At 66.7% G+C, this 17,736-nt stretch carries 15 protein-coding genes; 5 read left to right on the forward strand and 10 right to left on the reverse strand.

Going from position 1 to position 17,736, the window contains the following annotated elements; translation table 11 throughout:
• The first annotated feature begins 119 nt into the window (after positions 1-119).
• Positions 120-1,295 (forward strand): zinc-dependent alcohol dehydrogenase, encoded by a 1,176-nt coding sequence (locus G9E11_RS18420; protein WP_190608611.1) that lies wholly within the window; start codon positions 120-122, stop codon positions 1,293-1,295.
• Between the two features lie 136 nt (positions 1,296-1,431).
• On the opposite strand, the gene G9E11_RS18425 is transcribed toward G9E11_RS18420, so the two are convergent.
• The 6 genes from G9E11_RS18425 to G9E11_RS18450 all read right to left on the reverse strand — a co-directional run bounded on the left by G9E11_RS18425 (position 1,432) and on the right by G9E11_RS18450 (position 7,992).
• On the reverse strand, positions 1,432-2,241 hold the full coding sequence (locus tag G9E11_RS18425; protein WP_190608494.1) for an SDR family oxidoreductase: 810 nt from the start codon (positions 2,239-2,241) through the stop codon (positions 1,432-1,434).
• Positions 2,242-2,274: 33 nt separating this feature from the next.
• Positions 2,275-2,631, reverse strand: a complete 357-nt coding sequence (locus G9E11_RS18430; RefSeq protein ID WP_190608496.1) for a VOC family protein — start codon at positions 2,629-2,631, stop codon at positions 2,275-2,277.
• 157 nt (positions 2,632-2,788) lie between these two features.
• The gene (locus G9E11_RS18435) at positions 2,789-3,601 is read right to left on the reverse strand and encodes a bifunctional allantoicase/(S)-ureidoglycine aminohydrolase (RefSeq protein ID WP_190608498.1); all 813 of its coding nucleotides are present in this window, start codon (positions 3,599-3,601) and stop codon (positions 2,789-2,791) included.
• A 15-nt stretch (positions 3,602-3,616) separates the two neighbouring features.
• Positions 3,617-4,891 (reverse strand): DUF6986 family protein, encoded by a 1,275-nt coding sequence (locus G9E11_RS18440; protein WP_190608500.1) that lies wholly within the window; start codon positions 4,889-4,891, stop codon positions 3,617-3,619.
• A 3-nt stretch (positions 4,892-4,894) separates the two neighbouring features.
• On the reverse strand, positions 4,895-6,493 hold the full coding sequence (gene aceB / locus G9E11_RS18445) for a malate synthase A (protein ID WP_190608503.1): 1,599 nt from the start codon (positions 6,491-6,493) through the stop codon (positions 4,895-4,897).
• 23 nt (positions 6,494-6,516) lie between these two features.
• Positions 6,517-7,992, reverse strand: coding sequence for an NAD-dependent malic enzyme (locus tag G9E11_RS18450; protein ID WP_246469048.1), 1,476 nt, complete (start codon positions 7,990-7,992; stop codon positions 6,517-6,519).
• Positions 7,993-8,204: 212 nt separating this feature from the next.
• Between G9E11_RS18450 and G9E11_RS18455 the strand changes: the two genes are divergently transcribed.
• A complete protein-coding gene (locus G9E11_RS18455) occupies positions 8,205-8,960 on the forward strand; it encodes an IclR family transcriptional regulator (protein WP_190608504.1) in 756 nt (251 codons plus the stop codon).
• Between the two features lie 91 nt (positions 8,961-9,051).
• Here the strand turns inward: G9E11_RS18455 and G9E11_RS18460 are convergent, their stop codons facing one another.
• Positions 9,052-10,533, reverse strand: a complete 1,482-nt coding sequence (locus G9E11_RS18460; protein WP_190608506.1) for a nucleobase:cation symporter-2 family protein — start codon at positions 10,531-10,533, stop codon at positions 9,052-9,054.
• A gap of 241 nt (positions 10,534-10,774) precedes the next feature.
• A complete protein-coding gene (gene pucL, locus G9E11_RS18465; RefSeq protein WP_190608509.1) occupies positions 10,775-11,683 on the reverse strand; it encodes a factor-independent urate hydroxylase in 909 nt (302 codons plus the stop codon).
• A 375-nt stretch (positions 11,684-12,058) separates the two neighbouring features.
• Between pucL and G9E11_RS18470 the strand changes: the two genes are divergently transcribed.
• Positions 12,059-12,232: a hypothetical protein gene (locus tag G9E11_RS18470; protein WP_190608511.1), complete on the forward strand. Its 174-nt coding sequence runs from the start codon at positions 12,059-12,061 to the stop codon at positions 12,230-12,232.
• Positions 12,233-12,367: 135 nt separating this feature from the next.
• On the opposite strand, the gene ligD is transcribed toward G9E11_RS18470, so the two are convergent.
• Both ligD and G9E11_RS18480 read right to left on the reverse strand, forming a co-directional pair.
• Positions 12,368-13,621 carry a non-homologous end-joining DNA ligase gene (gene ligD / locus G9E11_RS18475; protein WP_190608514.1) on the reverse strand — a complete coding sequence of 418 codons (1,254 nt, stop codon included), beginning with the start codon at positions 13,619-13,621 and terminating at the stop codon, positions 12,368-12,370.
• A gap of 102 nt (positions 13,622-13,723) precedes the next feature.
• Positions 13,724-15,109: an 8-oxoguanine deaminase gene (locus G9E11_RS18480; protein ID WP_190608516.1), complete on the reverse strand. Its 1,386-nt coding sequence runs from the start codon at positions 15,107-15,109 to the stop codon at positions 13,724-13,726.
• Between the two features lie 416 nt (positions 15,110-15,525).
• On the opposite strand from G9E11_RS18480, the gene G9E11_RS18485 reads away from it, so the two are divergent.
• Together G9E11_RS18485 and G9E11_RS18490 are read left to right on the forward strand one after the other, a co-directional pair.
• Positions 15,526-16,020 carry a nucleoside deaminase gene (locus tag G9E11_RS18485; protein ID WP_003806330.1) on the forward strand — a complete coding sequence of 165 codons (495 nt, stop codon included), beginning with the start codon at positions 15,526-15,528 and terminating at the stop codon, positions 16,018-16,020.
• A 15-nt stretch (positions 16,021-16,035) separates the two neighbouring features.
• Entirely contained in the window at positions 16,036-17,592 is a 1,557-nt protein-coding gene (locus tag G9E11_RS18490; RefSeq protein WP_190608616.1) for an NCS2 family permease, read from the forward strand.
• The last annotated feature ends 144 nt before the right edge of the window (positions 17,593-17,736 follow it).

Here is a 17,736-nt window from a genome sequence, read left to right on the forward strand (position 1 = left end):
GAGGCTTACCTCCGCTTCCGGGGGCTAAATGAAATTGCTAAGCATACTGATCTTCACAATGCGACCGGGGCACGTTACGGTCGAAAGGACGCGACGTGCAGCTACAGGAAGGCACTCCATTGAAGGCACTGACTTGGCAAGGCAAGCGCTCGGTGAGCGTGAAGGAGGTACCGGATCCGGTCATCAAGGAGCCCACGGATGCGATCGTGAGAATCACGTCGTCCGCGATCTGCGGCTCGGATCTCCACCTGTACGAGGTGCTTGGCCCCTACATGCACAAGGACGATGTGCTGGGCCATGAACCCATGGGCATCGTGGAGGAGGTGGGGAGCGCCGTCACCAATCTGGCGAAGGGAGACCGTGTGGTCATTCCCTTCAACATTTCCTGCGGCCACTGTTACATGTGCTCGCAGGGCCTGCAGTCGCAGTGCGAAACCAGCCAGGTCCGGGAAAAGAATTCCGGGGCCGCGCTGTTCGGGTTCTCGGAGCTGTACGGTTCCGTTCCCGGCGGACAGGCGGAGTACCTGCGGGTGCCATTCGCGGACTACGGCCCCGTCAAGGTGGGGCAGGAGCTGCCGGACGAGCGGTATCTGTTCCTCTCGGACATCCTTCCGACCGCCTGGCAGGGCGTGAAATACGCCGATGCTCCGGCCGGTGGCACGCTGGCGGTCTTCGGGCTGGGCCCGGTGGGGCAGTTTGCCTCCCGGATCGGCACCTACTTGGGCCAGCGCGTGATCGGCGTGGATCCGGTTCCGGAACGCCGCGAGATGGCGGCGCGGCACGGCGTCGAGGTCCTGGACTATGCGAAGGGCGTGGCCGACGAACTGCGCGAGATGACCGGCGGCAGGGGACCGGACGCGGTGGTGGACGCCGTCGGCATGGAGGCGCACGGCTCGCCGGTGGCCGCATTCGCGCACCAGGCTCTGGGGCTCCTTCCCGACAAGGTGGCGCAAAAGGCCATGGAAACCGCCGGCGTCGACCGCCTCGCGGTGCTGCACACAGCCATTGACGCGGTCCGCCGCGGCGGCACGCTGTCCCTGAGCGGAGTCTATGGCGGCACGGCCAGCCCCATGCCGCTGCTGACCATGTTCGACAAGCAGATCCAGCTCCGGATGGGCCAGTGCAACGTCCGCCGGTGGACGGATGAGCTGCTTCCGCTGGTGGAGGACGACGCCGATCCGCTGGGTGTGATGGATCTGGTCACCCACACCGCGGGGCTGGCCGACGCCCCCGGGCTCTATGAGAAGTTCCAAAAGAAAGAGGACGGCTGCATCAAGGTGGTCCTCAAGCCCTGACTTTCAAGTGGGACACCGGGATATATAGACACCGGGCTTTAGCAGCGAGGTCCGGGACGGCGGCTGGCGGGCGACTCACCCGCCAGCCGCTTTCCGTTGCGGGGACTTGTCCGGCGGCTCGCCGACGGCTCGCGTCCTACTGCTCGCGCCACTCGTGGCCGGTGATGTGCGAGCCGGCCTGCGGCCCCATTTGGAGCATCCCGCCGTCGACCGCCCACGACGCCCCGGTGACATAGCTCGACGCCGGAGAGGCAAGGAACGCGATGACCGCAGCTACCTCCCGCGCATCGCCGGGCCGCCCGAGGGGAACGCCGGGCCGGTCCTTGGTGTGGGGATCTTCATCGGTCTGGCCCGTCATCGGCGTCGCGATTTCGCCTGGGGCCACGGAGTTAGCCGTGATGCCGTGGCTGGCCAGCTCCAGTGCAATGGTCTTGATCAGCCCGCCCAGCCCGTGCTTGGACGCGTCGTAGGCGGACGAGCCCACCCGCGGCTGCGTTTCATGAACGCTGGTGACGGCGATGATGCGCCCGCCCCGCCCGGCGTCGACCATTCGGCGGGCTGCCGCCTGGATGCAGAGGAAGGCGCCGTTGAGGTTGGTGTCCAGGGTCTTGGCCCAGGTTTCATAGTTGAGCTCGAGGAACTTGGTGCCGTCGCCCGTGCCGGAGTTGTTGACGAACACGTCGACGCCGCCCAGGTTCTCCGCGAGTCCGTCGATGACACCGGCGCACGCCAAGAGGTCCGTGGTGTCGAGCTGCCCGATCACCGCGTTCCGGCCCGCGGCACGGACTTCCTCCGCCGTCTGTTCGGCGCCGACCCGGTCCGAATGCCAGGTGACCCCGATGTCCAGGCCGGCCTGGGCCAGTGCTACCGCGGTGGCGCGGCCGATCCCTGAGTCGCTGCCGGTGACGATGGCCGTGCGGGGCGAGAAGTCGGGCGAGAAATTCATGGTGCGTCCTTCCGTGTGTCCCTCTTTATAGGGTCAGGCTGCCGCATCCACGACGCAGAAGCGGTTCCCGTCCGGGTCTTCCAGCACGATGAAATCCGGGTCATCCGGATACGAGTCCCAGTCCACCCGGGCTGCCCCGAGCTCGACGAGTCGTTCCACCTCGGCTGCCTGGTCATCGGCGTAGAGGTCCAGATGAAGGCGCGGATGGGACTGCACCGGAGTCTCGCTGAGCATGAGGGCGAGCCGGGCGCCGTCGCCTTTTTGCGGGACGAGCACCACCCACGTCTCGTCGCCGTCCTCCCGGGGGATGTAGCCGAGGGCGTCGCACCAGAACGCAGTGGCGCGGGCGACGTCGTCGACGCCGAGGACAGTCGTTCCGATCGTCAGCATGCCTTCATGCTTCCCTGCACGCAGTTGTGACGCAAGGGTTCGCGGAAAGCCGGAGTCGCCGGAGACGCGCGAAATCGCCGGAAGCTTCCTGTGTGTTCCAGCGTACTGGCAGGCTTCCGGCGATTTCGGCGGCAGTGAGGTCCGCGGTGGGTGCGGACTAGGTGAGGCGGACCTGGCGGTTCATGTCCTTGTAGAGCAGGTAGCGGAACTCGCCCGGGCCACCGGCATAGCAGGCCTGCGGGCAGAAGGCGCGCAGCCACATGAAGTCGCCTGCCTCCACCTCCACCCAGTCGTTGTTGAGCAGGTACATGGCCTTGCCCTCAAGGACGTACAGGCCGTGTTCCATGACATGCGTCTCCGGGAAAGGGATCACGCCGCCGGGCTGGAAGGTGACGATATTGACCTGCATGTCGTGGGCCAAGTCGCTGGAGTCCGTGAAGCGGGTGGTCTTCCAGACGTCGTTCGTATCCGGCATCGACGTCGGCTCAACGTCCTTCTCGTTGGTGACAAACGACTTGGCTTCATAACCCTCAAGCCGCTCGTAGGCTTTGCGGATCCAGTGGAAGGACACGACGTCGTCGGAGACATTCTCCAGGCCCCATTCCGAACCGGCGGCCAGGTAGGCGTAGCCGCCCTCCTCAAGCTGGTGCAGTTCGCCGTCGAGGGTGAGGCTGACCTTGCCGCGGGTCACGAAGATGACGCCTTCGACGCCGGCCTCGAACTCGGCCTTGGGTGCGCCGCCGCCCGGGCCGATCTCAACAATCAGTTGGGAGAACGTGGTGGCGAAACCGGAAATGGGGCGGGCGATAATCCAGGAGCGGGTGTTGCTGAATCCCGGCAGGTTGCTGGTCACGATGTCGGTCATGACGCCCTTGGGAATGACCGTGTAGGCCTCGGTGACGATGGCCCGCTCAGTGGTCAAGTGGGTCTGCGGCGGCAGTCCGCCGTCGGGGGAGTAGTACTTTCCCATGGGGAGATTCCTTACTTAGGAGTTGGAAGTGGTGGCCAGCCGCGGGTGGGCCAGGGCAGTCAGCTGGGGGATCCCGACGGCGGCGAGTGCCTGGACCTCTTCGGCCCCCACGGCACCACACTGGACGCCGCGCAGCACGAACGCGGCGAGCGCGCGGGCCGTCGCCGGCTCGTCCATGACCCCGCCTTCCGTTTGCTCCACGTAGTTCCGCAGCCGGGCCGCCGCGGCCGGCATGCCCTGGCGGTAGAACGCATACGTTGCCGTGAACCTGCTGGGCAGCTGGGCCGGGTGCAGGTCCCAGCCCTGGTAGAAGCCGCGCTCCAGGGAACGGCGCACCAGGCGGCCGTGCAGCTGCCAGGCGTTTTCCACGTTGTCGCCCACGGGAATGATGTTGGTGGATCCGTCGGACAGCCGGATGCCGGTGCCGGCCACGGCCAGCTGCATGACCTCCTTGGCGAAGTCAGCCACCGGGTGTTCCATCGACTGGTACTCGGCGGAGATCTGCAGGGACGCGGAGTAATCGTACGTGCCGTAGTGCAGGCCGCTGATCCGGCCGGGGACGGCATGCGGCAGCTGTGCCACCGGGGACGTCCCCTCCGGGCCGAGGATGAGCTGCGGCGTCTCCACCTGCACCTCGAACCGGAGCCGGCCGGCGGGGAGCGAGTGGACCTCCTCGAGCCGGGAGACCGCGTAATCCATGGCCTGCACCTGGGCCACGGTGGTGACCTTGGGCAGTGTCAGGACCAGGCCCTCGGGCAGTTCGCCCGCCGCAGCCAGGCCGGAGACGAACAGGTCGAGGGTGCGCAGCCCGCGGGCGCGGGTGGGGGCCTCGAAGCACTTGAACCGAATTCCGATGAACGGCGGCGCGGAGCCGGCCGAGACAGCGGCGGCCACGGCGGCTGCCGCGGCAACGGCGGCGGCATCCTCGGCGTCGTCGCCCCGGTCCCCGAACCCGTCCTCGAAGTCGAGCCGGAGGTCCTCGATCGGCTCGCTGGCCAGCTTCGTCTCCACCCGGGAAGCGACGGCTTCGGCGAGCTCGGCGTCCTGGCCCAGCAGCGAACCGAGCCGGGCCAGCCCGCCGTGGGCGGCCGCCGTCGCCAGCGCCTGGGTTCCCCAGTCGGCGGCGAGCGACGGCGTGAAACGGTCAGCGGGGACGTACACGGTGTGGACGGGCTGGCGGGAGCCGTCGTCGCCCGGGTAGCTCTGATCGAGCAGCCGGTCGGTGTCCGCCAGCTGCCCGTCGATCCGGGCCAGGTCCGCCGAGGTCAGCGATGTTTCGGGTACCGCCATGCCTCAGCCCACCAGTTCGTAGGCGGGGGTGGTGAGGAAGTCCGTGTAATCCTCCGAGAGGCAGATGTCGCCGATCAGGGCGCTGGCGGGCTGGTAGTAGCGGGCGAACGCTTCCTCGCCCACCTCGCCGCGCAGCTTGTCGGTTTCCTCGGCGAGGATCCGGGTGACCAGCTCCCGGGTGACCTTGTTGCCGGTGTCCGCGAGGACCACCTCGTTGCGGATCTGCTGCCAGACCTGCGAACGGGAGATTTCCGCCGTCGCGGCGTCCTCCATCAGGTTGTGGATGGCCACCGCGCCGTTGCCGGAAATCCAGACCGCGGTGTAGGCCACCGCGACGTAGAGGTTCAGGCGCAGGCCGGCTTCGGTGACCTGGCCCTCTGCGGAGGCGATGTCCAGCAGCTGGCCGGCGGTGACCGATACCTCCGGGCGCTGCTTGTCCAGCTGGTTGGGCCGGTCACCGAGCACGGAATCGAAGACCTCCTGGCACACGGGCACCAGGTCCGGGTGGGCCACCCACGAGCCGTCGAAGCCGTCGTTCGCCTCACGGGTCTTGTCCGCGCGGACCTTCTCGAAGGCCTGCGCGGTGACCTCGGGTTCGCGGCGGTTGGGGATGACCGCGGCCATGCCGCCCATCGCAAAGGCACCGCGGTGGTGGCAGGTCTTGACCAGCAGCTCCGTATAGGCCCGCATGAACGGCGCCGTCATGGCTACGGTGGCGCGGTCCGGCAGCACGAAGCTGGCACCGGCGTCGCGGAAGTACTTGATGATGCTGAACAGGTAGTCCCAGCGCCCGGCGTTCAGGCCCGAGGCGTGGTCCCGCAGCTCGTAGAGGATCTCGTCCATCTCGAACGCCGCCGGAATGGTTTCGATCAGCACGGTGGCACGGATGGTGCCCTGGCCGAGGCCGAGGAAGTCCTGCGCGAAGACGAACACGTCGTTCCACAGGCGGGCCTCGAGGTGGCTCTCCATCTTGGGCAGGTAGTAGTACGGGCCCTGGCCGTTGAGCACCAGCTGCTTGGCGATGTGGAAGAAGTGCAGGCCGAAGTCCACCAGCGCGCCGACGGCGGGTTCGCCGTCGAGCAGGAGGTGCCGCTCCTCCATGTGCCAGCCGCGGGGGCGGGCCACGACGACGGCCAGCGGTGCGTCGGTGCGCAGCCGGTACTCCTTGCCCTCCGGCGAGGTGTAGCTCAGCGTCCCGGTGGCGGCATCGCGGAGGTTGAGGATGGCGTCGATGACGTTGTCCCACGTGGGCGTGCTGGCGTCCTCAAGGTCCGCGAGCCACACCTTGGCGCCGGAGTTCAGCGCGTTAATGGCCATCTTGGCCGGCGAAGCCGGGCCGGTCATCTCGACCCGGCGGTCCTGCAGCGCCGCCGGTGCCGGCGCAACCTTCCAGTCGCCGTCGCGCACGTCCTTGGTTTCCGGCAGGAAATCCAGGCTGCCGGTCCGGGCCACCTGCTCACGCTTGGCCTTGCGGGCCGTGAGCAGCTCGCCGCGCCGGCCGGCAAAGCGCTTGTGGAGCTCCTCCACGAACGCGAGTGCCTTCGGGGTGAGAATCTCCTCCGCACGCTCGATCGGCCGGGGGTCTGTGACTGTGATAGCCATTGTGGGTCCTTTCTAGGGCTGATTCAGGCGTTGGCGAGAGCTGCTGTGTCTGCCGCAGCAGAAGCTGCTTCTTCTGTTGAGTCTTCCGCTGTTGCCTTCGCGATGCCAGTACCCGCGGCGGCGTGGGCCGCGGCGGCGACTGCTGCCGCGACGTCGGCGGCCACGTGGGGGTCGAAGACGCTGGGGATGATGTAGCTGGCGTTGAGCTCGTCGTCAGCAACCCGGTTGGCGATCGCCTCGGCGGCAGCCACCAGCATCTCCGGCGTGATGTCCGATGCCCCGGCGTCCAGCAGCCCGCGGAAGAAGCCAGGAAACGCCAGGACGTTGTTGATCTGGTTCGGGAAGTCGCTGCGGCCGGTGGCGACGACGGCGGCGTGCTTGGAGGCCACTGTCGGGTCGATTTCCGGCGTCGGGTTGGCCATGGCGAAAACGATGGCTTTGTCCGCCATCGAGGCAACCTGCTCCTCGCCGATCACATGCGGGGCGCTCACGCCGATGAAGACGTCCGCACCCTTGAGGGCCTCGTGCAGCGTGCCGTCGAAGCCTTCCGCGTTGGTGTTCGCCGCGATCCAGGTGCGGTGCTCGTCGTCGTACTTCTCGCCCGAGTGGATGGCGCCGGAGCGGCCGGCGGCGATGATGTGCTGCGCGCCTTGGGCCTTCAGCAGCTGGATGATCGCTGAGCCAGCGGCGCCGACACCGGAAACCACGATCTTGACCTCGGAAAGCTTCTTGCCCACGACGCGCAGGGCGTTGACCAGGGCGGCGAGCGTGACGATGGCGGTGCCGTGCTGGTCGTCGTGGAAGACCGGGATGTCCAGTTCCTCGCGGAGCCGGTTTTCGATCTCGAAGCAGCGCGGGGCCGCGATGTCCTCGAGGTTCACGCCGCCGTAGACAGGCGCCAGGGCCTTGACGATTTTGATGATCTCCTCGGTGTCCTGGGTGTCCAGGCAGACGGGCCAGGCATCGACGTTGGCGAACTGCTTGAACAGCGCGGCCTTGCCCTCCATGACGGGAAGGGCGGCGGCCGGGCCAATGTTGCCGAGGCCCAGGACGGCCGAACCGTCGGTGACCACGGCGATCGTGTTCCGCTTGACCGTGAGGTTCCGGGCGGCGTCGGGGTTTTCCGCGATGGCAAGGCACACGCGGGCGACGCCGGGGGTGTAGGCGCGGGAGAGGTCGTCACGGTTGCGCAGCGCAACCTTCGGGACCACCTCGAGCTTGCCGCCGAGGTGCATCAGGAAGGTGCGGTCGGAGACGTTGCGCACGGTGACGCCGTCGAGCGCGTTGAGCGCGTCCTTCACGCGGTCCGCGTGGTCCTGGTCCGTGGTGTTGCAGGTGACGTCCACAACAAGGGTCTCGTGGTGGGACTCGGTGACGTCCAGTGCGGTGATCGCTGCTCCGGCCGCACCGACGGCGGCCGCCAGCTCGCTGGTGGCCGTGAAGCTCGACGGTGCCTCCACGCGCAGGGTGATTGAGTTTCCGGGGCTCGGGTTCGCCATTGAATGTCCTCCTGGTCGGGCCCATCGCTGGGGTGGGCTCTTCTGCTAAATGTTTTCGTATTATGGAGATTATTATCTACTTTATGGAAACACAAGCCCTGATTGCTTCCATCGACGCGGCCTTGCGCCGTGCTGTATCTTTGGCTGTCTAAGCAACTTTTTTCACGATGCGGATAAGAGTTGTCGTAATCAAGGCAACAGGAGAGTGCTACATGGCTGAAAAGGCCTCCGGAGGCGTGCAGTCCGTTGAGCGCGTCTTTGAACTTTTGGAACTGATCACCGACGCCGGCGGCGACGTCACGCTCAGCGAGCTCTCCTCCTCCACGGACCTGCCCCTGCCCACGATCCACCGGCTGCTGCGTACGCTCGTGGCGCTGGGGTACATCCGTCAGCTGCCCAACCGCCGCTACGCACTCGGCCCGCGGCTGATCCGGCTTGGCGAAGGCGCCAACAAGCAACTCGGTGCCCTGGCGCGGCCGCAGCTGAAGTCCCTTGTGGACCGGCTGGGGGAGACCTCCAACATGGCCGTGCTGGACTCGGACATGGTGATCTACGTGGCCCAGGTGCCGTCGCTGCACTCGATGCGCATGTTCACCGAGGTGGGCCGCCGCGCGCATACGCACGACACCGGCGTCGGCAAGGCGATTCTGGCGCAGCTGGACGATGAGGTGGTGCGCGGCATTGTGACCCGCACCGGCATGCCTACGCCCACGGCCAAGAGCATCGGCGACTTCGACGCCCTGATCGCGGACCTGAACCGGATACGGGAACGCGGCTACTCGATTGACGAGGAGGAGCAGGAGCTCGGCGTGCGCTGCTTCGCCATGGCCGTGCCCAACGCGCCCACGCCCACTGCCATCTCCGTCTCCGGGCCGGTCTCCCGCGTGGACCAGTCCTTCGCCGACCGCGCCGTGCCGCTCCTCCGCGAAGCAGCCCAGGCCATCTCGGACGAGCTCAACCAAAACTGACCCCCCGCCGTCGTTCTTCACTACAGCGCGAACGTGCAGATAATGCCCTCAAATCCGGGATTTGAGGGCATTACCTGCTTGTTCGCGCTTGTTAGTGTTCGGACTTGGATGACGACTGGATGGGGACTTCCTTGCCGTCGCAGTCGATCAGTTTCCCGCCTTCGAAGCGGTCTCCGTCGGCCAGGCAGTGCAGGTCCTCCTCCTTGACCAGGCGTCCGGTGCCCGCCACGAACACTGACTGGTTCTCCGAATTGCCCGCCTTGAGGTGGTTGAAGAGCAGGTTCAGCAGGATGGCCATGACAGCGGCGGAGCTGATGCCGGAGTGGAAGATGGTGCTGAACCAGGACGGGAACTGGTCGTAGAACGCCGGTGCCGCGATGGGGATCATGCCGAAGCCGATGGATGCGGCCACGATGATCAGGTTCATGTTGTTCCGGTACTCCACCTTGGACAGCGTCCGGATGCCGCTGGCGGCAACAGTTCCAAAGAGTACGACGCCGGCACCGCCCAGGACGGGCGTCGGCACCGCTGCCACCACCCGGCCAAGAACCGGAAGGAGGCCGAGAATGACCAGGATGAGGCCGCCGGCGCTGACCACGAACCGGCTCTTGACCCCGGTGATGGCCACCAGGCCGACGTTCTGGGCGAAGGCGCTCTGGGTGAAGGAGTTGAACAGCGGGGAGATGGCGCTGGAGAGCATGTCAGCCCGGAGGCCGTCGCCGATGCGCTTCGAGTCGACCTTGGTGCCCACGATCTCGCCCACGGCGATGATGTCCGCGGAGGTCTCGGTGAGGGTCACCAGGATGACGATCAGCATGGAGATGATCGCTGCGATCTCGAACGTCGGCGGTCCGAAGGCGAACGGCGTGGGGAAGGCGACGATCTCGCCCGTGCCCACCTTGGAGAAGTCCGCCATGCCGAAGGCGAATGCAATGCCGGTTCCCAGCACCATCGCCAGGAGGATGGACAGCCGGGAGATGGCGGCGTTGCCCACCTTGCTCAGCAGCAGGACGATCGCCATGGTGGCGGCGGCCAGGCCGATGTTGGCCATGCTGCCGTAGTTGGGAGCCGCCTTGTTGCCGCCCATCGCCCAGTTGGCGGCCACCGGCATCAGCGTAAGGCCGATGGTGGTGATCACGGTGCCGGTGACAACCGGCGGGAAGAACTTGATGATCCTGGAGAACAGCGGGGTGATGAGCAGCCCGATCAGCGAGGCCGCGATCACGGAACCGAAGACCGACTGAATTCCGCCGCCGCCGTGGACAATCGCCACCATCGTGGAGACGCCGGCAAAGGAGACGCCCTGGACCAGCGGGAGCTGGGAGCCGAAGAAGCGGATGCCGACGGTCTGCAGGATGGTGGCCAGACCGCCGACAAAGAGGCAGGCGGCAATCAGCAGGCCGATGTCCTGGGATGACATGCCGGCCGCGGCGCCGATGATGAGGGGCGGTGCAATGATGCCGCCGTACATGGTGAGAACGTGCTGGAACCCGTAGGCGAAAGTGCTGCCGATCGAGAGGCGCTGATCTTCCGGGCGGGTGGCCGCTGGGCGGCTTTTCTTGGTGATGTTCATGGCAGACTTTCTTGGTTCATGGCAGACGCCTTCGTCTGGCTAACAATGTCTGGCTAACAATTTGAGACTTGTGGCGCGGGGCCGTTTTGCTTGGCGCCGGCCTGGGTGCCGGCGGGCCGGCGTGCCCGGTGGTCGAGCATGTCGGGACCTGAGGATTTCGCTCCCCACCTGCCCCCTAGCCTCGCAAGCTCGGCTAGGGAACCCGGCAGGCAGGGCCCCGGCTAAATCATCGGGGCTCGGTTTAGCAGAAGCCGGCGATGCCTGACCAGGCGGCGTCGGCTGCTTCCGCGTCGTCGCGCAGGACGGTGGCCTCGATGAGTCCGTACGGGCGGTCGGCCGCGAAGAAGACCTCGTTGGGGTTGTCGAGTCCGAACGGCGAGAGGTCCACGAGGAAGTGGTGCTTGTTGGGCATCGAGAACTTGATTTCCTCGATCTCGCTGTGGGCTTCCAGGACCTTGGCCCCCATGTCGAACAGGGTCTGCTGGAGGGCGTGGGAGTAGTTCTCGGTGAAGCCTTCCAGCAGGAGGCTCTTGACGTCGTCATAGCTCTTGTTGAAGTCCAGCGAGCTGAAATCCGTGCCGGCCTTGAAGCGCCAGCGGGCCGAGACGTCGGTGGCCAGGATGCGGTCGGTGGTCTCCGGCAGGGTGGTGTACTTGTCCTTCGGGTACCCGACGAAGCCCGACTGCGTGGACTTCAGGACGGTCAGGTCCTTGAGCCCGGAGATCAGGTGGGTGGCAGCCCCGTCCCGGACCAGGACGGCGGTGCGGACTTCCTGGCCCTTGCGGACGAAGGAGTGGTCGTGTGCGCTGCCGTGCGCCTGGATGCGTTCCCAGGCGTAGGACTCGGCTTCCCAGCGGCCGCCGGTGACCCAGTCGAAGCTGGAGGTGAAGTGCTCGCCGAGGCGCAGCAGGAACGCCTCGGGGGAGCCGACCCCTTCGCGGGCAAAGGCGTAGATGGTGTTCTTCTGGGTGTCGGTGGCCACCACGTGGGCGTTGTCGCCCTTAAGGTGGGCGGCTTCGAAGTCACCGCGGAGCTGCGAGGTGACGTTGAGGTCCTCGATCTCGTGGCGGTCGGTGTCGCGGGTGATCTTGACGACGCGGACTTCGGCCTTGCCGTACTGGTTGTGGCCGAGGACGATCTTGTTGCTCATGGTCTGTTCCCAACTTCCCGTATGTGGAATGAAAGTCCCACATAGAAATTAAGTGCGTGTTTCCCACGCATTTCGTGTGGCGTCGACCCAAACAAAAAATGAGCCGACATCAGTTGATGCCAGCTCATTACGACCCTGCCTGCTGCTCCCAGGTTACGTGACGTGCGCCACGAATTGATTTAAAGCGTAGCGCAGCATTCCGGTGGTGTACATCACAGATTCAAAAAACTGATTGTGACCGACGACGGCGGGTGGGCGGGCCGAGAGGTCTTGACGGCGTCCACAGGTCATCCGTAAGATTTCACATATCAAAAACTATTTTCCGCTATACGGAAAACATCTTGGCGGATCAGCACAAGAAACGAGGAGGAAGAGATGGACTCGCAGGATAAGAACAACGTCGCGGAATTCCCGGCACCCGGCCAGGAGCTGTACCTGCCGTTCGGCGCCACGGATCCCGACTTCTACATACCGGCGGACTGTGACCGGCGCTCCGGCGGCCTGTCGCGGTGGCTGCGGGCGCTTCCGGTCTTCGGCCGGCGGCCGTAGCCCTGGGGCGGCCGCTGGCGACGCGGAAATCGCCACACGACGCGCAAATGGTCCTGCGACACCAGAATACAGGTGTGGCCGGACCATTTCTGTGTCGCGGGACAGTTTCTGTGTCGCGGGACAGTTTCTGCGTCCTCAGGCCGGCGGCGGAGAACCAGGGCGGCCCGGCCATTCCTTGCCGGCCCACGGGTCGTAGTCGGCGATTAGCTCCTCCTGCGGCGGGCGCTCCGCCTCGGGGACATGCTGCAGGTTCACCCGCACCCGGTACCAGAGCGAGCTTGACCCGCGCATTCCGTCGACCATCACGTCGGCCGCATGCAGCGAGGGCACCACATCCGCGTGCAGGGACTTCCATTCGTCGAGCGCGGCGAGTGCCTCCGGTTTGGTTTTGGTGCGGGCCACCTCAATGAGCGGCATCACCGACTGCCGGCGGCCGGAGCCGTTGCCGCGCGGCGCCTTCTCGGCGGGGCCGAGCTCGGCAGCCAGGGCGAGAAGCCCGTCGAGCCTGCCGACGGCGTCGTCGATGCCGGTGTGGGGGTCGCCCACCTTGGCAAAGCGCTCCGGCACGGTGAGTACCGTGAACTGTTCCGGCCGGGCGGAGCGGACCTCGTCCCAGGTGAGCGGCGTCGAGACCCGGGCGTCGGGCAGCGGCCGGATGGAGTACGCCGATGCCACGGTGCGGTCCTTCGCGTTCTGGTTGAAGTCGACGAACACGCTCTCGCCGCGCTCCTCCTTCCACCACCGGGCGGTGGCCAGGCCAGGGGCGCGGTTTTCGACCTCACGGGCCAGGGTCTCGGCGGCCAGCCGCACATCGCGGTAAGTCCACTCCGGCGCGATGCGCACCAGAATGTGGAGACCCCGCGACCCGCTCGTCTTCGGCCAGCCCACGAGCCCGACGTCGTCGAGCACATCCCGCGCCACATACGCGACGTCCACGATTTGGGACCAGTCGACCCCCGGCATCGGATCGAGGTCCACCCGCAGCTCGTCCGGGTGGTCAAGGTCCTCGGCGCGCACCGGATGCGGGTTGAGGTCGAGGCAGCCAAGATTCACCACCCACGCCAGGCCCGCGGCATCCCGGATGACCGCCTCCTCCGCGGACGTTCCCGACGCGTAGTGCAGCGTCGTCGTGTCGATGAAATCGGGGTGGTTGTCGGGCACGCGCTTCTGGAAGAAAGCCTCCGCGTCGATCCCCTTCGGAAAGCGCTTGAGCACCATCGGCCGGCCGCCTGCGCCGCGGAGCGCACCGTCCGCGACGGCAAGGTAGTAGCGCACCAGGTCGAGCTTCGTCAGCCCGGGCTCAGGAAACACCACCTTGTCCGGGCTTGAGATGCGGACTTCGGTGCCGGCAATGTCCAGGATCTCGGCCGGCGTCTTCGACGGAGTCATGCCGCCACGCTAGCAGTTGGCGGGCCTCCATTTCGATGGTTCCATGCCCACTCGACGTTTCGCAGCATCGTGTGCGCAGGGAACCGTCGAAACGGCGGGGCGTCAGCCGTTCACCAGCCGCCGCGCTGCCGCCGAATGCTCCGCGATGAGGCCGGCCACGTCCAGTCCCGGAATCTGCCCGTCGACCACACGCCACTCGCCGCCCACCATCACGCGGTCCGCGCGGTCGGCGGCGCACAGCAGCAGGGCGGCGAGGGAATCGTGGCTGCCGGAGAACCGCAGGTCGTCCAGCCGGAACAGGGCGAGGTCCGCCTGCATGCCGGGCGTCAGTTGGCCGAGGTCCGGCCGCCCCAGTACCGCCGCCGAGCCGCGGGTGGCCCAGCCGAGTGCGCGCTCCACCGGCACGTGCGCGCCGTAGCGCAGCCGTTGCAGGTACAGCGCCTGCCGCGCCTCGAGAATCATGTTGGACGCATCGTTCGACGCCGATCCGTCCACTCCGAGCCCCACGGGCACTCCCGCTTCCTCCAGTTCGAGCACCCGGGCGGTGCCGGACGCGAGGCGCATGTTCGACGTCGGGCAGTGGGCGACGGCGGTTCCCGCCGCTCCCAGCCGGGCAATTTCAGCGTCGCTGAAATGGATGCCGTGGGCCAGCCACGTCCTGTCCGTCAGCCAGCCCACACTGTCCAGGTAGTCCACGGTGCGCAGCCCGAACGTCTCAAGGCAGAACTGCTCCTCGTCGAGGGTCTCCGCGAGATGGGTGTGCAGCCGGACGTCATGCCGCTCCGCCATCGCGGCGCTCTCGGCCATGATCTCCTTGGTGACGGAAAACGGCGAGCAGGGCGCCAGCGCAATCTGGATCACGGCGCCGTCCCCGCGCTCGTGGTACTCGCGAATCAGCCGTTCGCTGTCCGCCAGCACCGTCTCCGGTGCCTGTACCGTCGACTGCGGCGGCAGCCCGCCGTCGTCCTCTCCCAGCGTCATGGAGCCCCGACTCAGCGTAGCCCGCATGCCGAGGCGTCGGACAGCGCCGATTTCGACGTCGACCGCGTCCTCCATGCCTGCAGGGAAGAGATAGTGATGGTCGGCGGCGGTGGTGCAGCCGGAGAGCAGCAGCTCGGCGAGGGCCACGGTGGCTGCGAGTTCAAGGTCCCGCGGGGTCAGCCGGGCCCAGACCGGGTACAGGTTCTGCAGCCAGGGGAACAGGGAAGCATTGGCCACCGGACCCCAGGCGCGGGTAAGCGTTTGGTAGAAGTGGTGATGCGTGTTGATCAGGCCGGGCAGCAGGACGTGGCTCCCGGCGTCGAAGGTCTCTTGGCAGGGAGCGGAGGGCGTCTGGCCGGCGCCAAGCACCTCCACAATCCTTCCGCCGCTCACCACCAGTCCGCCTGAGGCGTCGAGGCCGTTGGCGGTGAAGGCCGCCAGCGGGTTCCGGATCCAGAGCCGGGATTCGGTGGGGAGCGTTGATGGGATGGCAGGGAGCTGGGTCATGAGGGTCCTTGTCTGAGCGTGCTGATACTTTCCAGCTCAGTGGTCCTGTCTGCTGATCCAGGGGACATGCAGCCCGCGGGCGGCACGTCGGCACCAGCGTAGGGCGGCCTCGGGAGGACGGTCAACGGGCGCGGTTTGTGACAGGCCTTGAAGTGGAGGCCCGGAAGCAGCCATCCGTGAGCCGTCGGAAACACGCATTTCACATTGCGAAATTAAGTTTCCAGAAACTATGGCGCGGGCCACATTCCGGTGCTAATCTCGAGTTGCCAAAGGCGGGCACCCGGACTCCGGGGAAGCTATCTACCAGGCGCAACTTAACCTTCAAAAGCACATGCTGAAGCCTGGTAACCGTCGCACTTGGTCCTTTTCCGTTCCGCCCGCGGGGTACCGGCTTCCACAGCAAAGGGAGTCGCATCATGAGTACCACCGTCACGGCCGAGGCATTCCTGGCCAGGTCCATCCGGTTGGCAACAGCCAACGTCCTGAACAGCGGCGGCCCGTTCGGCGCCGTGATCGTCACCGCCGACGGTCAGGCGTTCGACGGCGTCAACCGGGTCACCGCCGACAACGATCCCACCGCCCACGCCGAGGTCACGGCCATCCGCCGCGCGTGCAGCGGGCTTGGGACCTTCGACCTCCGCGGGGCCACCCTCTACAGCAGCTGCGAGCCATGCCCCATGTGCCTCGCCTCGGCGCTCTGGGCCCGCATCGACCGCGTGGTCTTCGCCGCGGACCGGCACGATGCGGCCTCCGTGGGCTTCGACGACGCCGTCTTCTACGAGTACTTCGACAACGAGGACCGCCACGCCCTGATGCCGGTCTCCAAACTGGAGCTCGGCCACCCCGAAGCCCCGGCCATCCTCGAGCCGTTCAACACCTGGAACACGCTCGACTCCAGGATTGACTACTAGGGCCCGGTGTCTGACATGACTATCCTGGACAATACCGCTGAACAGCAGGCTGCGCTTCCGGGTGCAGGGCAGACGGCGGCACCCGAAAAGAACCCGGCAACCGGCAAAGCACAGCGGAGCAGCAGCCCCAAACCCCCGGCGTCGAACTCGTTCCTTGACCGCTTCTTCCACATCACCCGGCGCGGTTCCACCGTGGCCCGCGAGGTGCGGGGCGGACTGGTCACCTTCTTCACGATGGCCTACATCGTCATCCTGAATCCCCTGATCCTCGGCGGCTTCAGTGCCGACAACGCCCCGACCGACGTCGCCGGCGGCTGGCTCTCGGCGGCGCAGGTGGGCGCCGTCACCGGGCTGACGGCCGGCGTCATGACCATCGCGTTTGGCCTGATCGCCAACCTGCCGTTCGGCCTGGCCGCGGGACTGGGCATCAACTCCTTCCTCGCGGTGGCGGTGATCCACGAGGTCACCTGGCCCGAGGCCATGGGCCTGGTGGTCATCAACGGCATCCTGATCGTACTGTTCGGTGTCACCGGCGCGCGGACCGCGATCTTCAGGGCCGTGCCCAAGGAACTGAAGGCCGCCATCACGGTGGGCATCGGCCTGTTCATCGCCTTCATCGGCTTCGTTGACTCGGGCTTCGTCAAAGCCACCACCGGCGGCCCGCCGGTCCAGCTCGGCGACAACGGCTCCATCACCTCCATCCCCACCATGGTGTTCATCGTGGGCCTGCTGGTCATGGGCATCCTCGTCGCACGGAAGGTCCAGGGCGGCCTGCTCATCGGCATCGTGGCCACCACCGTTCTCGCCGCCGTCGTTGAGGCAGTCCTGCACATCGGCCCCGCCAGCAAAACCAACCCCGGCGGCTGGCACCTGAACACGCCGGTGCTGTCGGGCCACCTCGTCTCCGCACCGGACCTTGGCCTGGTGGGCCAGTTCGACCTGTTTGGCGCCTTCGGCCGGATCGGCGGCCTCGCCGCAACGATGCTGGTGTTCACGCTCGTGTTCACCAACTTCTTCGACGCCATGGGCACCATGACCGGGCTGGCGAAGAGCGCAGGCGTGGCGCACAAGGACGGCACATTCCCCCGGCTCAAGTCCGCCTTCATCGTCGAAGGCGTGGGCGCAGTTGTGGGCGGCGGCACGTCGGGCTCCTCCAACACCGTGTACATCGACTCCGCTGCGGGGATCGGCGAGGGGGCGCGCACCGGGCTCGCCTCGGTGGTCACCGGCGCGCTGTTCCTGGGCTCCATGTTCCTCACCCCGCTCACCAGCGTGGTGCCGCTCGAGGTGGCAGCTGCCGCCCTGGTGGTGGTGGGCGCGATGATGATGGCGCAGATCCGCGAGATCAAGTTCACCAAGTTCGCCGTGGCACTGCCGGCCTTCCTGACGATCGTCACCATGCCGCTGAGCTACTCGATCGCGAACGGGATCGGCGTGGGCTTCGTGAGCTGGGCCGTGATCGGCGCGGCCTCCGGCAAGGCGAGGAAGATCCGTCCGCTGATGTGGGTGGTGACGGTGGGCTTCGTGGTCTACTTCGCGCGGGGTCCGGTCAGCGCACTGCTCGGGGCGTAGGGACGCGGAAAAAGCCCCGCGACGCGCAAATGGCCGGAGGACACGGGAGTCCGCGCATCCCGGGACCGTTTGCGCGTCGCTGGGCCGGACCGGCGTCGAACGCTTTCAACTACCAAGGATAGGAACGAGAATGGGCACCATCGC

This window comes from Arthrobacter ipis (genome assembly GCF_014694315.1).
Taxonomy (GTDB): domain Bacteria; phylum Actinomycetota; class Actinomycetes; order Actinomycetales; family Micrococcaceae; genus Arthrobacter; species Arthrobacter ipis.

Coding starts and splice junctions, on each gene's coding strand:
- G9E11_RS18450 (WP_246469048.1), bottom strand. CDS start 7,992: ATGGCGAACCCGAGCCCCGGAAACTCAATCACCCTGCGCGTGGAGGCA.
- G9E11_RS18455 (WP_190608504.1), top strand. CDS start 8,205: ATGGCTGAAAAGGCCTCCGGAGGCGTGCAGTCCGTTGAGCGCGTCTTT.
- aceB (WP_190608503.1), bottom strand. CDS start 6,493: ATGGCTATCACAGTCACAGACCCCCGGCCGATCGAGCGTGCGGAGGAG.
- pucL (WP_190608509.1), bottom strand. CDS start 11,683: ATGAGCAACAAGATCGTCCTCGGCCACAACCAGTACGGCAAGGCCGAA.
- ligD (WP_190608514.1), bottom strand. CDS start 13,621: ATGACTCCGTCGAAGACGCCGGCCGAGATCCTGGACATTGCCGGCACC.
- G9E11_RS18485 (WP_003806330.1), top strand. CDS start 15,526: ATGAGTACCACCGTCACGGCCGAGGCATTCCTGGCCAGGTCCATCCGG.
- G9E11_RS18470 (WP_190608511.1), top strand. CDS start 12,059: ATGGACTCGCAGGATAAGAACAACGTCGCGGAATTCCCGGCACCCGGC.
- G9E11_RS18480 (WP_190608516.1), bottom strand. CDS start 15,109: ATGACCCAGCTCCCTGCCATCCCATCAACGCTCCCCACCGAATCCCGG.
- G9E11_RS18440 (WP_190608500.1), bottom strand. CDS start 4,891: ATGGCGGTACCCGAAACATCGCTGACCTCGGCGGACCTGGCCCGGATC.
- G9E11_RS18460 (WP_190608506.1), bottom strand. CDS start 10,533: ATGAACATCACCAAGAAAAGCCGCCCAGCGGCCACCCGCCCGGAAGAT.
- G9E11_RS18430 (WP_190608496.1), bottom strand. CDS start 2,631: ATGCTGACGATCGGAACGACTGTCCTCGGCGTCGACGACGTCGCCCGC.
- G9E11_RS18425 (WP_190608494.1), bottom strand. CDS start 2,241: ATGAATTTCTCGCCCGACTTCTCGCCCCGCACGGCCATCGTCACCGGC.
- G9E11_RS18490 (WP_190608616.1), top strand. CDS start 16,036: ATGACTATCCTGGACAATACCGCTGAACAGCAGGCTGCGCTTCCGGGT.
- G9E11_RS18435 (WP_190608498.1), bottom strand. CDS start 3,601: ATGGGAAAGTACTACTCCCCCGACGGCGGACTGCCGCCGCAGACCCAC.